General features: G+C 54.7%; 10 protein-coding genes. 1 reads left to right on the forward strand and 9 read right to left on the reverse strand.

Going from position 1 to position 15,762, the window contains the following annotated elements; all coding sequences use genetic code 11:
• Position 1 precedes the first annotated feature (1 nt).
• Entirely contained in the window at positions 2–2,149 is a 2,148-nt protein-coding gene (locus tag BBD41_RS04930; RefSeq protein ID WP_099476866.1) for a YhgE/Pip domain-containing protein, read from the forward strand.
• A gap of 463 nt (positions 2,150–2,612) precedes the next feature.
• Here the strand turns inward: BBD41_RS04930 and BBD41_RS04935 are convergent, their stop codons facing one another.
• The 9 genes from BBD41_RS04935 to BBD41_RS04975 all read right to left on the reverse strand — a co-directional run bounded on the left by BBD41_RS04935 (position 2,613) and on the right by BBD41_RS04975 (position 15,728).
• The gene (locus BBD41_RS04935) at positions 2,613–3,677 is read right to left on the reverse strand and encodes a glycosyl hydrolase family 18 protein (protein WP_099476867.1); all 1,065 of its coding nucleotides are present in this window, start codon (positions 3,675–3,677) and stop codon (positions 2,613–2,615) included.
• A 217-nt stretch (positions 3,678–3,894) separates the two neighbouring features.
• Complete coding sequence (locus BBD41_RS04940; RefSeq protein WP_099476868.1) at positions 3,895–5,652, reverse strand: polysaccharide deacetylase family protein; 1,758 nt, start codon at positions 5,650–5,652, stop codon at positions 3,895–3,897.
• Between the two features lie 36 nt (positions 5,653–5,688).
• The gene (locus BBD41_RS04945) at positions 5,689–7,557 is read right to left on the reverse strand and encodes a glycosyltransferase (protein WP_099476869.1); all 1,869 of its coding nucleotides are present in this window, start codon (positions 7,555–7,557) and stop codon (positions 5,689–5,691) included.
• 19 nt (positions 7,558–7,576) lie between these two features.
• Entirely contained in the window at positions 7,577–8,887 is a 1,311-nt protein-coding gene (locus tag BBD41_RS04950) for a nucleotide sugar dehydrogenase (RefSeq protein WP_099476870.1), read from the reverse strand.
• 27 nt (positions 8,888–8,914) lie between these two features.
• Positions 8,915–10,369 (reverse strand): polysaccharide deacetylase family protein, encoded by a 1,455-nt coding sequence (locus BBD41_RS04955; protein WP_099476871.1) that lies wholly within the window; start codon positions 10,367–10,369, stop codon positions 8,915–8,917.
• 631 nt (positions 10,370–11,000) lie between these two features.
• Positions 11,001–11,909: a hypothetical protein gene (locus BBD41_RS04960; protein ID WP_167392958.1), complete on the reverse strand. Its 909-nt coding sequence runs from the start codon at positions 11,907–11,909 to the stop codon at positions 11,001–11,003.
• 19 nt (positions 11,910–11,928) lie between these two features.
• Complete coding sequence (locus BBD41_RS04965) at positions 11,929–13,290, reverse strand: nucleotide sugar dehydrogenase (RefSeq protein ID WP_077568914.1); 1,362 nt, start codon at positions 13,288–13,290, stop codon at positions 11,929–11,931.
• 207 nt (positions 13,291–13,497) lie between these two features.
• A complete protein-coding gene (locus BBD41_RS04970) occupies positions 13,498–14,292 on the reverse strand; it encodes a response regulator transcription factor (protein WP_099476873.1) in 795 nt (264 codons plus the stop codon).
• Between the two features lie 68 nt (positions 14,293–14,360).
• On the reverse strand, positions 14,361–15,728 hold the full coding sequence (locus BBD41_RS04975) for a glycosyltransferase family 2 protein (protein ID WP_189635989.1): 1,368 nt from the start codon (positions 15,726–15,728) through the stop codon (positions 14,361–14,363).
• Between the last annotated feature and the right edge of the window lie 34 nt (positions 15,729–15,762).

Raw genomic sequence — 15,762 nt, forward strand, 5'->3', positions numbered from 1 at the left:
TATGAAGAATATCTTCCATATCTATGCAGCCGATCTCAGAAGAATAACCCGAAACTGGGCCGCATCCGTCATCATTCTCGGGCTCGCTGTCCTTCCCTCGCTGTACGCTTGGTTTAACATCCTTGCCTCATGGGATCCCTATGCCCAGACCTCGGGCATTTCGATTGCCGTAGCCAATCTGGATAAAGGCACCACATTGCGCGATCAGCCGATTAATCTCGGCAAGGAAATCGTTGCATCCTTGAAAACCAACGAAAAGCTGGGATGGCGGTTCACGGAGGGCAGCGAGGAGGCGGTTCAAGGCGTGCGCCGCGGCGATGACTATGCGGCCATCGTCATTCCCGAGAATTTCTCTGCCCGCATTGGAACCGTGCTTGGGGATGAACCGGTCAAAGCCGAAATTCTGTATTATACGAACGAGAAGATCAATGCCATTTCTCCAAAAGTGACCGCACAGGGCGCGTCGGGCGTCGTGGAGGAGATTAGCAAAAACTTCATCAAAACGGCAAACGGAACCATCTTTGAAATCTTCAACCGGCTGGGCATCGAAATCAAGAACGAGCTGCCGACCATTAACAGGGTCCGCGACCTGCTGTTCCGTTTGGAGGACAGTTTCCCGCAGCTGAATCAAGCGGTCATGACGGCCGAGGAGGATATCAAGCTCGCCAATCGCCTTGTTAAAGAGGCGAATGCCGCGCTGCCCCGCCTCAAGGATATTGCGCAGACAGGAGAGCAAATGGCGGGGGCGCTGGTCGAATTTGCTGATCGCGCAGCCGCGGCCTCCGCTTCGCTTGATCCCGCGCTCCGTCAGGATCTGGAGGTGCTTGAGCAAGTATCGGGTACGATATCGCAAGCGGCAGATGCGCTCGGTCAGACCGATATCGATCCCGAAGAGCTCAAACGCCGGATCCAAACCGCTGCGGAGCGGGCAAAGGTCGGATCCGAGGCAGCCAAGCGGCTCGGCGCACTGTTCCAGCGGCTTGGCAGTATTTCGCCTGCAGCCGCCTCAGGGGCGGAACGGCTGAATGAGATCGCCGCTCGGCTTGCCTCCGCCGAATCCGTCCTTACCGTAATCGGAGAAGCGCTGGAGAAAGGCGATACGCCACCGCAGGAGTCGATCGACAAGCTCAAGAAGCTGGCCGATGACATCCACGCATTGACCGGCACTCTGCTGACGCGGTATGACAGCGAGATTGGCCCGGCGATTCGAGGTGCCTTCAACAAAGGCGAAGAAACGGCGAAACGGGTACAAAGCGAGCTCAGCCATGCACTGGCAATCGTACCGGATATCCAGAAGCTGCTAAAGGATGCCGGGGCTGGCCTGAAGCTCGGGGGTCAAGAAGTACAGCTCGCGAAAAACAGGCTACCGGAGGCGGAGCAGCGCATAACGAATCTTGCCAATAAAATACGCGAGCTGGAGGCGGGCGGGGATATCCAGGAAATTATCGATTTGCTGCAAAACAACTTCGAGCTCGAGAGCCAATTTTTTGCCGAGCCTGTGGTTTTGAAGGAGAATCGATTGTACCCGATTCCCAACTACGGCTCGGCAATGTCCCCCTTCTTCACCACCTTATCGCTGTGGGTCGGGGCGCTGCTGCTCGTCTCGCTCCTTACGGTCGACGTGCATGACGAGGAAAGGAGCTTTCGCAGCGTAGAGGTGTATTTCGGACGGTACCTGACGTTTCTTACCATCGCGCTTTTGCAGGCGTTGTTCGTCACGATTGGTGATCTGTATTTACTGAAAACCTACGTATCCGATCCGGACTGGTTCATCGTATTCGCGCTCCTGGCCAGCGCTGTATTCATGCTGATCGTCTATACGCTGGTTTCGGTGTTCGGGAATGTCGGCAAGGCGCTGGCGATCGTGCTGCTCGTTCTGCAGCTGGCCGGCGCGGGGGGCACGTTCCCCATCCAGATGACGCCGCCCTTCTTCCAGGCGCTGCACCCTTATCTGCCGTTCACCTACGCCATCAGCATGATGCGTGAAGCCGTCGGCGGCATCCTATGGGATATCGTCTACCGGGATTTGCTGATGCTGCTAATTTTCGCTGTTATTGCCCTTGTCATCGGCATCGTCCTTAAAAAGCCGATCAACCGGGCAAGCAGCGGACTGGTCCGCAAAGCCAGGGAGTCCAAATTGATACATTAATCCTCGATGGCATTCCGCGCGGGTGCCGCAATAGTCTCCACTATACAGCATGCGTTACATTTTACTCCTTATCCAAGACAAAAGATGGCGGCGCCCGGGATGTTATCCGCGCACCACCATCTCTTTATTTTTGAATAATGATCGATTACCACTATTTATAGCAATTTATCGACGGATTATAGTTACCAAAATTCCGTTTTAACCGCATTTTATTTAGCTGAGGGGGCTCCGGTTGCTCCGGTTGCTCCACAAGTTTCTTAAAGGGACTTGCTCCAGTGCTTGCCAGCTACCTTGGCTCCACAAGTCCCTAGAAGGGACTTGTTCCGACGCTTACCTGCCACTTTGGCTCCACAAGTCCTCAAAAGGGACTTGCACCGGTGCTTACCTGCCACTTTGGCTCCCAACAAGCCCCTAGAAGGAACTTGTTCCGACGCTTACCAGCTACTTTTAGCTCCTTCACCAATCAACTGCCCGCTTCCTCCCTCAACCGCTTCAGCGTATCCGGCACGAGCTCACCCAGACGCCATATGGCGATATCCGAAATGCCGGCGTTCATCGCCGTTGCCATCCAGCCTGCAAGCGTCGTCCCGTCCGCATACCAAACGGTATGACGGACCCCCGCATCATCCGTATACTCGAAGTGCAGAGCGCCGCTATCGGCATCCCTCTGGGGAGCGGCGGAGCTTGAATCCGCCAGCTCGGCCGCCCGCTTCTCGGTCAACGAGGCGACCTTGCCGCCATCCGGCCAATCGAAGCCTCCCACCGACAGCGCCAAGGAGGTGTTCCCGGGAAAACTGCGCAGCTTGTCGGCCAAATTCCGGATCATCCGGTGGTCGGCCTTCGGTCCCGGGCCGCTGTGGCCACCGTACAGATTATAGGCCATCATGACATAAGAAGGACCCTCCGGAAAATCCAGTCCTTCCGTCTTCAAGCCGGGCTCAATCACAATGCGAAGGCTCAATCCCTCTGCCTGGAGGCGTTCATACAGCTCGCCATAGAACAAAGTCAGCTTGCGAAGATCACGTTTATGAACCTTTTCGTAGTCAATCTCAACCCCGTCGAATCCGGAGTCCTTCACCGTGTCGACGATCTGGTTGATATGCTTCTCCCGGGACGTGTCCGTAGCCACAAGCCTCGACACCAGGTCCGGATCCTTCTGAACCGCCGTTCCATCCTCGCCAAACCTGTCATTAACGATGGTCAGCAGCATGCGCTCCACACCGGCTGCTGTCGCAGCCTCTCGGACTTCAGGCAGCGCCTCTCCGTACTGTTCCGTAAAATGAAGCTCATCCCTGTGATTAAAATAAGCCGCGAACATGCTGAGCCCCTTAACGCTTCCGCCAAGCTGCTCCAGATCTAGCACCCCGGGCTTCCACTGCCAATCCGCGATCCAGGCAGACAGGCGAATCCCGGATGACGGCGGTGGCGGCAGTTCATCCGCGCCGCTTCTCCATTCGCGCCATAGAAAAAACGCCGCAGCGAGAATAGTGACGGCCGCCGCCCAGATCCATTTTTTGTTGAGGCTCATATTTACCGCCACCTTCTCATATAGTCTCGTCCATTTATGGTCTCACCCAGGGTGTCCCGACCGCCTGATCTCACCTAGCTGTCTCGTCCATCTATGATCATCTTGGATGTCCCGTCCATCTGACTCTCACCTAGAATGTCCTGACCGCCTAGACTTCACCTGGGGTGTCGCTACCGCCTGGATCTCACTTAAGAAGATTTCGACGGCTCGATCCCATTTAGAATGTTTCGACCGCCCAATTCACAGCTGTATCGAATGTGCGGCGAACGCGCCAGACGGCGCCTTCCAAGCCTGAGGGCTTGTTCGTATACCGTACGTCCTTGCCCCCATTCGGATCAATAGCAGATACCGTAACGTTCTCGAAGATCCCGTCGTAGATGTCGTCCTTTTGGTTCTGCTCATGGTACATCGATCCCAGGGCGACGCCGCCTCCCCGGATTGCGCTGTCCACCGGCTGACCGCCAAGGATCACCTGGCCGTCAACGCTAATCTTAAGCGTATCGCCGATTGCCGTCAGCTCCAGCTTCCTGTTGCCAAGGATATTGATCGGATATTCTTCATCATCGTCCCGATCCCCCGATAAAGTCTGCTCTTTCGTGTATACGGATGCTTTATCGAACCTCAGGTCCTCTTCGCCCCATTGCACGTCTGGCAGCGTCTGCTCGAACAGCTCTTTCGGCTCTTGGCCCGGTGCTTTTTGCTCTACCCGCAGCACGTTATTTTCAAGAACGAGCCGCAGGAACGAATCCCCCTTCTCGTCCACACGAACATAGATCGATTGCCGCCCGACCACGTTGCCGAGCAGGTTGGCCGTTACGGTCATATCAGCGCCGGGATCCTGGCGAAGACGAATACGTCCCTCGCCGGACGGAGGAGAGGTTACGATGATGCGACTGCCGTCGAATTCGGCCGCTCCGCCCTCCACTGCCCATCGGGCAGCCTCTTTATCGTCGCCCGTCACAAACGTCATATCCTGCCCAGAATCCTTGCGCAGCTTCATGCTCAAATGGTTGGTAGACCAGTAGGGCGCAGGCTGGACGCGCGTCAGGTTGTACAAATCTCCCTGCTTGTCGTTCATCGCCGTCCCCTCGCGGCTGAAATTCATCTTGAACGTTTGCCGGATCTGCTCAGTATTCGCCTTGTCGACCAGCTCATTCATCCCTTCGCCAAGGGCGTTCGCATGCATGATCATATAGGCTCCCGGCACGTAACCGAGCTTATTGCTGTACACATCGCGCATCGCCGCATAATCGGCGCCGATCCGTGCTTCCATCTCCGCTCGGTCCTCGATCGGAATCATATTCTCGTCGCGGATAAAGTCCATCAGATAATGGTTGTAATATTCAACGTTCGATTTGTCGGTCAAATCCTTTTCGTCCTTGACGCCCATGTAGCGGCCGTCCTCATCAAAAATATTAATATAGGTCAAGCGGTAACCGTTCGTCCCAAGCTCCCAATAGCCGGTCCGGGTCATCTTCAGCATATCCTTGGGCTGCAGGAATTTTCGTTCGCTGTTGCCCATTTTGTCCGCATACGACAGGAAGGTTGCTTTGAAGTTGTACTTCTCCAAAATCGGCTGCGCGAACAGCGCGGAATCGTTCCGCCCGTCTTCAAACGACAGGAACAGGGCTTTATCCGGCAGCGGCGCGCCCTTCTCGTAATAATCGATCACGTCCTGCTGCGAAATCGTCTCGTAGCCTTGATCATACAGTGCTTTGAGCTGGGCGTCCAGCTGATCCTGCGACACCAGCTTGGACGTCCCGCTCCGTCCGACTCCGAAGTAGGACAAGGCGATGAAGCCTTCGTCCTGACGCCATTTTGACTTGTCCGGCTCCTGGTAGGTTTGAAGGTCGAAGACCGCGTTGATCAAAACGACGGCCGCCACCGCCAGGAGTATGATTTGGCCGATGACCTTTATGACTTTCCTGCGATTTTTCCTCTTAACGTTGAGGGCAGGGTTACGCTTCTTACTCATTTTTGCGCCATCCTCATTTCAACATCGGCAGCTGCCTTACTGCGGCAGTCCGAATTTTTTGCCTTTGCGCCTGCGCGCTTCCTTCTTCAGCTTCGCCTCGACGTCCTGCGGCGTTTCCCGCGTGCCCCAGGTCGATTTCCAGAACGTGAACCAGGCGACCGGCATTTGCCACAACAGCACGAACTCATAGAACAAGCAGAACACGAAGCCAAATACCCACAATCTGCTCTTCCGGAGCAGCAGATGCGCGAGGCTCATGAGCAGAGCCATCATCAGGAGTCCCATCAGGAAGGTCCCCGGGAAAATCCCGTGAACGATCGGAACGTACATCAGGTTATACACGACGACGACCGGCGCAGCTATCGGCACGATCAAGCCGATATAAAAGAACAGGGCCATAAACGGCTCTTTGCGCCAAATGAATCCTCCGGCCCGCAGCGATTCCCGCAGCCAGGAACGCTTCCAGCGCATTTGCTGCTTCAAGAACACCTTCGTCTGGGAAGGCACGATCGTCGAGCAAATCGCCGAATCCTGGTAGGTCGTGCGATGCGTCTTCAAAATAAAGTTCGTCATGCTCCGATCATCCCCGAACGTAGCCGGCCGCCCCAGAAACTTCTGGTTAAGCCACGCGTCCGCATGCTGGAGAATCAGCTCTTTCCGGTAACAAGACAGCGGTCCGGACAAGCAGGTTACGCTGTCAAACCACGACTCTGCAGCCTTCATAATCCGAAAAGCAATATAGTAGCGGACGGTTTGCAGCTTCGTGATCGCATTCGTGTATTTGTTCTCGACATCGGTCCGGCCGGCAACGCCGCCCATCTTCGGATCCTGAAACGGCTGCACGAGGTGGCGAATGGCCGTCGGATCGAGGAAACTGTCCGAATCGACGAACACGACCAAATCATGCTTGGCCATTTCCACGCCCTTCACCAGCGCGACCCGCTTGCCTGCATTTTCAGGCAGAACCGTGTACGTGAGCCGGTCCCGGGTAGAATACCGCTCCGCTTCGCTATGGATGAGCTGGATCATCTCTTCAATTTGCTCCACGGACTGGTCCGTTGACCGGTCATCGACGACAATGACCTCCAGCTTATCGACCGGGTAATCCTGATTCATGCAGCTGAGGATCGTCCGCTTGATCCATTCCGCCTCGTTAAAGCACGGGATAATGATCGACACGCCGGGCGTATATTCCGGATTGATCGGCACATCCCGGTAAAGCGCTCCGAACAGATACCGGGTTAGAAGAAACAGCGCCGCAATCAAGCTGTACAAATACAGGACCATATTATATTTGAAATAGATGATGCTCTCGGCCCGCATGAGCATGATGAAGAGCACGGCTCCGAACAGCAGCGCGCTGGCCGAATATACGGAGTAGCCCCAGCGCTTGCGCCTCATGTATTCCGTCAGGGGCTTATCAAATTCAATGGCCAGCATATGGACCTGGGTGCCGCCGGTCGCGTCTACGAAAGCACGGACAACGGTTGCGTCAATATGAACGCGCGATTCAAACCCTTCAGGCATGGCGCCGGGCGGAATTTTGAATTTCGCCCGAACTTTGTCCCCGACTTTAATGCCTGGATTAGCTGCAGGCAGCTTCAACAGCATGCCCGTGGCCGATATGTCCGAAGAGGTCCCTTGAAGGGCTGCTTTACGCCCTTGTCCGCCAGGAAGAATCCGCACGTCGAACTCAGCGACATAGCGCAGGCTGAGGGTTCGAAGCTGGTTCAAGTAGTCCGGATCGGCTCCGTTGTCTCCATTCTTCATCGCATGCTTGCCTCTTCGGTCGGCGGTTACCCGGATCTGTTCAGGATCCGGCACGTAGGACAGGGTACGGCGGTCGGCTCGGGGTTCCGTCAGAACCTCCTTGATCCTCTTGTCTTTTTTTCTAAACTTCAACATTGAGCTCTCCCATCCATCGTTACAGGCTCCAGTAATGGAAGCCGTTATTCTCGAATAAACTTCTCGGATAAATGCCCTTTACGTCGATCATGATGTTCGCTTGGCCGGAGCCGAACATCTCGGTGTATTCCGTAATTCCAAGCTGTTTGAACTCGCTGTGCGCAACCGCTACGATCGCAACCTGAATGTCCTGCAGCTCCTCCAAAGCGGTCAGTTCAATCCCGTACTCCTTATAGGCCTGCTTGCCGTCGGCGCAAGGGTCCACGACCAGCGGCTGCACGCCGTAATCCTGCAGCTCCCGGATAATATCGATCACCTTGGAGTTGCGGATATCGCGGCAATCCTCTTTAAAGGTAAGCCCCAGCACAGCCACCTTGGCGTGGCTGATGTCCAGCCCTTTCTGGACGGCCAGCTTGATGACCTGCTGCGCGATGTATTTGCCCATGCCGTCGTTAATATGTCTTCCGGCCAGTATGATTTTTGAATGATACCCGCTATCCTCTGCTTTGTAAGTCAGGTAGTACGGATCGATTCCGATACAGTGCCCGCCGACCAGACCGGGCCGGAACGGCAGGAAATTCCACTTTGTCCCGGCTGCCCGCAGTACGGCATTCGTATCGATATCCATCTCGTTGAACAGCATGGACAGCTCGTTCATGAAGGCGATGTTGATATCCCGCTGGGCATTCTCGATCACCTTGGCCGCCTCAGCGACTTTGATGCTCTCGGCCCGGTGCACGCCCGCCTCGATAATGAGCTCATAGAGCCGCGCTACCGTCTCCAGCGCTTCCGGATCGCTGCCCGAGACGATCTTTACGATATTCTCCAGCCGATGCACCCGATCCCCCGGATTGATGCGTTCCGGAGAATACCCGACCTTGAAATCCGTTCCGAAGGCAAGCCCCGACTCCTCTTCCAGGATCGGGATGCACACATCCTCGGTGACCCCAGGGTATACGGTCGATTCATACACAACGATCGATCCCGGTGCAAGCACGCGGCCGATCAAACGGCTCGCATCGCGCACGAATTTCAGATCGGGCACGTTCCCGCTCTTGACCGGCGTCGGGACCGCTACGATGAAACAGCGGGCCTCCTTCAGTTTTTCCGGATCGGATGTAAACTCCGCCGTGCATCCGGCCAGCTCAAGCTCCAGCTCCCCTGTCGCGTCGATGCCGTTTCGGTACTGCATGACCTTCTCCGAATTCAGATCGAAGCCGATAACATCAACCTTCTTGGCAAAGGCCACGGCCAGCGGAAGCCCGACGTATCCGAGCCCCACCACCGCCAATTTATCAACACGGTCCGCGATGTTTTGATAAGTATCCATTTTATTCCATCCCCAATATGCAAATTGTTATTCCTGTTCCTGAATCAGGTCCGCCATCTTTACAAACGTATAGCCTTTCGCCTTGAGACCTTCGAGCACCCTTGGCAGTGCTTCAATCGTATGGATGTCATCAAGCATATGGAGCAGGATGACGCTTCCCGGCTCCGTCTTCGTCATGACTCCGTGAACGATATCGTCCGCGCTGTTGCTCACGTCCCAATCGAGCGTCGTGACATCGTACATGGCGATGACCGGGTATCCGGTTGCCGCCAGCGCCTTGGCGCGAATATCGTCGACGACGCCCGTCGGCGGCCGGAATAGCATGACGGGCTGCTCCTGAATGGCTTCCGTAATGACTTGGTGGGCTTTTACGACATCCTCTTGCAATGCCTCCGGCGTAAGGGTGGTTACAACAGGATGGCTGTAGGAATGGTTGGCTACATCATGTCCGCCCTCCACCATGGCCCGGGCCAGGTTCGGGTTGGACTCGACGCCCTTGGCCCGGAGGAAGAAGGTTGCTTTGACATCATGCTCCTCCAGGATGTCCAGAATCTTGGTCACCGTCTTGTCGCTGCCAAAGTCGTCAAACGTCAGCGCCACCTCTTTGCGGTTCGTGTCAGCTTTGTAGACCAGCTCGTACTTCGAATTTTTATAGTCTGGATTGATCTTGGCCGCGTCGTAACCCGGAATTTGCTCCAGGGGCTTCCGCACGCCGCCGTTGTTCACCAGCTCGTCCAGTGTTACAAGCGAATACCCGATGTCGCCGGCAGCCTCCGCAATATATTTCACGGAACCGACCACTTCCGGATTGATGTCCGTGTTCAGTGAAATAATCCCGCCCCTGGACATATACCTTGCGATATACTCGCCAAGCTCCTGAGCGCTCTGCATGTTGCGGTCCTTCGGGTTAATGTTGTAGCTTACGACAGCCTTCATTCCCAGATGTGCGGCCGCCAGCGGGACATCTTCGGGATAGTCGCCGGACCGGGTCCGAACATACTTCGGCTGAACGCCTGTCTCGCGCTGGATGACATCGTTCGCAAGACGAATTTCCTTATACACCCCGTCATAATCGAGCTTGCTCAAATCGAGCGCATTGAGCGTGTTATTCTCGATCTCATGTCCGCGGGCCAAAATCTCCTTGGCAATGTCAGGCTCCTCCGCGACTCTCATCCCGGGCAGAAAAAAGGTAGCCTTGATGTTGTATGTATCAAGCTCGTTCAGCAGTGCCTGCATCGTCTGCTTGTCCCCCATGCCGTTAAAGGTCAAGGACAGCTCTTTTCGTGCCGTATACACGAAATCGATCTCCCGGCTTTTCTCGCCGGTGAACCGTTCGACTTTGGCTGCAGGCTCGACCGCGCCGGTCTCCTCCTTGGTTGCAGCTGATCCTCCGAAAAGGCTGCAAGCAGACAGCATCGACAGCATGACGACGATCATGATACTGCGTAATGCGGCCTGTGATTTCGTGGTTAATCCATTCATATTTATACTCCTTCTATTCATTGCGGGACCTTAGTCTCCCTTCTAATTTCCTATTTAGAATATAGATTATTTTTTCTGATTCCGACAGCTTTTCTTTCTTGTTTTCATATGATTACTTTCATTTTCAAAGAATCCCGACATGAAATCCCGCTTCAGCTGATCCTTTGCGAGCGATAGATAAACTTTATCGGCCGCATGCCATGGATCAGTATATAGAGACACTCTAAATAAAATCTGAATAAGTCGGAGCATGCAGAAGGCCGCCGCTCGTCAAAGGAAGGACGCAATCGCCCTGTAATCCGTGTCTCCAGCCGCTTTTATCCTTCAAAAAAAATTTTTTCAAATAATTTTGACAGCGGCTCAAATCACCCTGATTTTATCGTGGAGTTTCCATTTTAACGGCATTGGCAGCTTATATATAGAAACAAAAAATTACAGAAGCAAAAAATTGCAGAAACAAAAAACACCTTCGCCCGTCTATGAAGACGTTGAAAGGTGTCTTTGTGAATTTTTTACGCAGTCTTTATGATTACAGCTTCCGGTTTTGATATAAGTGCTGCATGCACCCAAGAATACATGGCCTATTCGTCATGGATCGGAGCAAGGGATGAACGTCCGGACAGGTGCCTCTCTACTGCTCATCCTTAGCCATCGCCATGTTCTTGTGCACCCACGCCTGATAATGATGGACCGCGATGCCGGCAAATGACGGATGCCCGCTCCCGAGCGAGGCCGCCCGTTCGGCTTCGTCCTCCATTTCTCCCCGGCTTTTGGCATAGAAGGTGAGATGCTCTCCTTCATCCGTATGGGCAAGCTCCATTCCGATCCAGACCGATTTGCCGAGCTCATCCGCCTGCTCCAGCTCTTCCTTGGACAGCTCGTACATCTGCTCGCCGCTGTCGCGGTAAGCCATGATTGCGATCGAATCCGTACGCTCGATCATCCATCGGCTGAAGGAGCCATCTGGATTGCCTTCCGGCCCCGGCACGGAATCCAGCCAGAAAGGAACCGCCGCGCTAAGGGGAAGGGCGATGCGCTCGGCCTCCTGTACCCAGGCTTCCATGTTCGCGCTCCACTCCTTCACCACCTGCGCCTGCTCGCGATCCCATCGCTTCAGCACGTAAGGCTCCACATCCAGCTGCACACCCTGAAACCGCTCCTCAGGCGAGGCTACCTGATTGTAAGCCTCAAGCCAGGACAACAGCTTAAGCCCTTCCTCGCGGCCGTTCTCATAAGCCCATTCCGGGTGGCCGTCCAGCGCGTGGACCTGGATGCCCTCACGCGATGCCGCCGATATAAAGCGGCGATACTCCTCCTCCTGCACGTCCTGCTGGATCTGCAGAAAGATCGTCGTAATTCCGTGATTCACGCTAAACGTGACAATTTCCTCCGGCTCGCTCCGAATCAGACTTGCATCCCACAGCCAGGTCGCTTTGTTCTGATTCACCTTCTCGGAATGGGGAAGAAAGAGGATCAGCAGCAAAAGACCGATGAGGACCGCAAGGATGCCGTACTTTGCTTTTGCGTGGTTCAACCTCATTCCTCTCCTTTCGATGTCCTTAGATCAGAACCGCTTCGTCCGGCTCGGTCACATGCTGCACGGAATGGCCGATCTTGTAGATATGCGGGCGCGCGTAGTCCTTAAACGCATTTCGCGTATCCAGAATCGGAACACCAAGGGATGCGATGGTGCCGTAGTCCAGCTTGCTGTGGTTCGTGATCAGCACGATGCAATCGTAGCTGCGGAATTTGGCCAGATCGTATTCCACGCTGCGGATGGTCTCCCCGTTCTTGTCGACAAAGCTGACGGCGTACGGATCGTAGTACTCCACCTTGGCTCCGTTTTCCTTGAACAGCTCATATACTTCAAGCCCCGGAGACTCCCGGAGGTCGCTGATGTCCGGTTTGTAGGCCATGCCCAGCAGCAAAATGTTGGAGCGCTTGACCGATTTCGCATATTCGTTCAGTATCGTTGCCGTCTTGTTGATGACGTAGTACGGCATATTGTCGTTGGTCGATTGGGCCAGCTCGATGAATTTGCTGTAGAAGCGGAAGCCCTTCGCCTTCCAGGACAGATACATCGGATCAAGCGGAATGCAGTGTCCGCCGATGCCCGGCCCCGGATAGAACGGCATGAACCCGAACGGCTTCGTAGCGGCGGCATTGATGACTTCCCAGACATCGATCCCCATCCGGTCGCACATCATCGCCATCTCGTTCACGAAGGCAATGTTCACGCTGCGGAACGTGTTCTCCAGCAGCTTCGACATTTCGGCTACTTTCGGATTGCTGACCGGCACCACCGTCTCGACATACTGACGGTAAAGCGCAACGCCCAGCTTAAGGCAAGCTTCGGTCGTGCCGCCGATTACCTTCGGCGTATTCCGCGTATTGAACTTGCTGTTGGAGGGATCCACCCGCTCCGGCGAGAAGCACAGGTAGAAGTCCTTGCCGACCTTGAACCCGAGCTTCTCGATCTCATGCTGGATCAGTTCCTCCGTCGTTCCCGGATAGGTCGTGCTCTCCAGCGTAATGAGCAGATTAGGCTTCATGAATCGCTTGATTTGATCGACCACCATCGTAATGTAAGACGTATCCGGGTCCTGGTTTTCGCTGAGCGGAGTCGGTACGCAGATGCTGACTGCGTCGATCACCGCAATCATGCTGTAGTCCGTCGTCGGCTTGAAGCGTCCGGTCTCCATGCATGCGGCCAGCTCCTCGGACGAAATGTCGGTAATATACGAATCGCCGCGATAAATCCGTTCAATCTTGTTCGGATCAAGATCGATCCCGACAACCGTAAAGCCCTGCTTGACCATTTCTACAGCCAGCGGCAATCCTACATAGCCCAGTCCCACAACACCTAATACCGCCTTTTTATTCTCAATGGCGTTCAATAAAGTTTCGTATTCTTCGTTCACAAGCATTCAACCTCCATCGGATGTATAGTCTGTTCGGTCTGCCTGAGCCCTTCTTTTAAAAGGATCTCAACATTGTGCAGCAGGTCTCTCTTTTTCGGGAGGCACCGGGATGATACGGTTTGGATCCTTGAAAAAGCTCAGTTTTCCCGCTCCCATGAACATGTTTCCTGTGCGAGTAAAGTCGTTTAAGTCCACCCGCCCCCCGCTTTAGTGAAGGCAGCGCCGGATGCGGGCATCCAGCTCCACCGGCGAGAAGGGCTTCGTCACATAATCATCCACTCCGCTCTGGAAGCATTGACTAATCGTTTGTTCCACGCGCTTCTCCGTCAGCACGACAATTTTGGGTGGATGTTTCATATCCAGCTGCTGGATATGATGGATGAACGGAAGGCCGTCAATCCCATACAGGTTCAGCTCGGTCAGCACCAGATCCGGCTCCCATTTCGGAATGAGCTCCAGTGCTTCCAGACCGTCCACGGCCTCCAGCGTTTCATAACCCTGCATCGTAAGCCGAATTTGCAGAAACTCCCTGACCGCTTTGTCCTGATCAACGATCAGGATACGGCTTTGAGCGCTGCCTGTATCCTCTTCCGTGAATATATGAATGTCGGAGGATGTGCTGAGACGCGCCGTCTCGGCCATCTGCTTCATCGTTTGCATGGACGGCGCCTCCTGTACGGCCGCCAGCGTAATCCGCGGATCCGCCTGCTGAAGCCGGCTTTGCAATTGCTGTTTCAGCAGAAGCGCCTGGTAGTGGGCCGCATCCAGCGTGAATCCCGGCATGACGACGGCGAGCACGCCCGTGCTCTCGTCCCGCAGCACCTCCGTCTCCACGCCCGGCAGCTGATCCACGAACTGCTGAACGCAGGACTCCGTTCCGGGCTGGTCTTCGCAGTACAGAAACAGCAAGGCTGCGCCGCTTTGGTGTTCTCTCACTTTCTCCTCCAGGCGGCCGTAAAAATCAACCGCCTGTCCACGTTGCAATGTTACGGATTGAGACATAACTGCTAGTCCCACCTCTCTTTATTGTTTTTGGTACGGCAATCATGCTGTGAACTTTGGGCCAGATGTCATGCCGCTTCCTTCTTATCTTTCCAGCTCTGCCGCGTCATGGTCCCCCATGAATTGTTGTTTTGCAGGTATTGGATGTGGCCCTGTACTCTCCACAGCACGCCCAGTTGATGGTAGCCGACGAATTTCAGCGCCGAGAACAGAAGCATTTTCACCAGGTCGGACAGCTTCGTGTAGCGGCGGAAGGCGATCTCCTCGAGAAGGAGTGCGCCGATGCTGAGCAGATAACCGCTCAGGAAATTCACCAATCCGAATACCAGCAGAACCTGCCAATTGGTCATATCCGTCATGACATATCCAAGCAGAGCCAGAAGGCCCGTAATTCTGAAGTAAGGGTTTAACGCTTCAAAAATAACGTTGTAGGGCATCGTCAGGAGCCCCATGACTTTGTACTTCGGATTGAAAACCATATCCCGGTTCTCAATCATATTCTTCAGGTTACCGCGTCCCCAGCGCTTGCGCTGGTTGGACAGGATGTTGTACGTGTCCGGCGCCTGCGTCCAGCACACCGCTTCGGGACAAAACGCGACGCGGTAGCGGATTTTATTTTCAAGCATATAGCGGTGCAGCTTGATGATAATGTTCATATCCTCGCCCGGATAGCCGCCCCGGTAGCCACCAACGGCGATCACGTAGTCCTTACGGAACATGCCGAAGGCGCCGGAGACGATAATCAGGCCGTTGATCTGGCTCCAGCCGATCCGTCCGCCCAGAAAGGCTTTCATATATTCGATCGATTGGAACATCGGCCACATTTTACGCGGCAGGGATACGTTCTTGACCGCTCCGTTCTCGATCACGCAGCCGTTCGCGATCCGAACATCGCCGCCGATGGCCACGGTCTCCTCCGGATTCTCCATGTACATCCGAGCCATACGGATCAATGCATCCTTCTCCAGCAGGGAATCCGCATCGATCGAGGAAATAAGCGGATAACGCGAAAGATTGATGCCCGCATTCAAGGAGTCGGCCTTGCCGCCGTTCTCCTTGTCGATGACGTACAGATGCGGATATTGCGGGTTGTAATAGATCCCGCGTACTTGTTTGGTCTCGAGTCTTCCGCGAACTTCCGGATTAGGCAGCAGCGTCAGCTCGTATTCCTCAATCAGCACATCGAGCGTCCGGTCCGACGAACCGTCGTTGATCACGATTACCTCATAGGTCGGATAATTGAGCGTCATGAGGCAGCGGACGTTCTCCGTGATGGTCAACTCCTCGTTATATGCAGGAACCAACAGCGAGACCGACGGGACGAGCTCCGATCCGGAGAGCGTATTATATTTGGAATAGGACGCCCGTCTGTAAATATTCCAGATGTTTCTGAAAGAAAGCATAATAATTACAAAATAAAGCGCGCTGACGGCCATGACGTAATAAATCGCCACCGTGCCGTAAGTGAGC

Source organism: Paenibacillus ihbetae (assembly GCF_002741055.1).
Taxonomy (GTDB): Bacteria; Bacillota; Bacilli; order Paenibacillales; family Paenibacillaceae; genus Paenibacillus_AQ; species Paenibacillus_AQ ihbetae.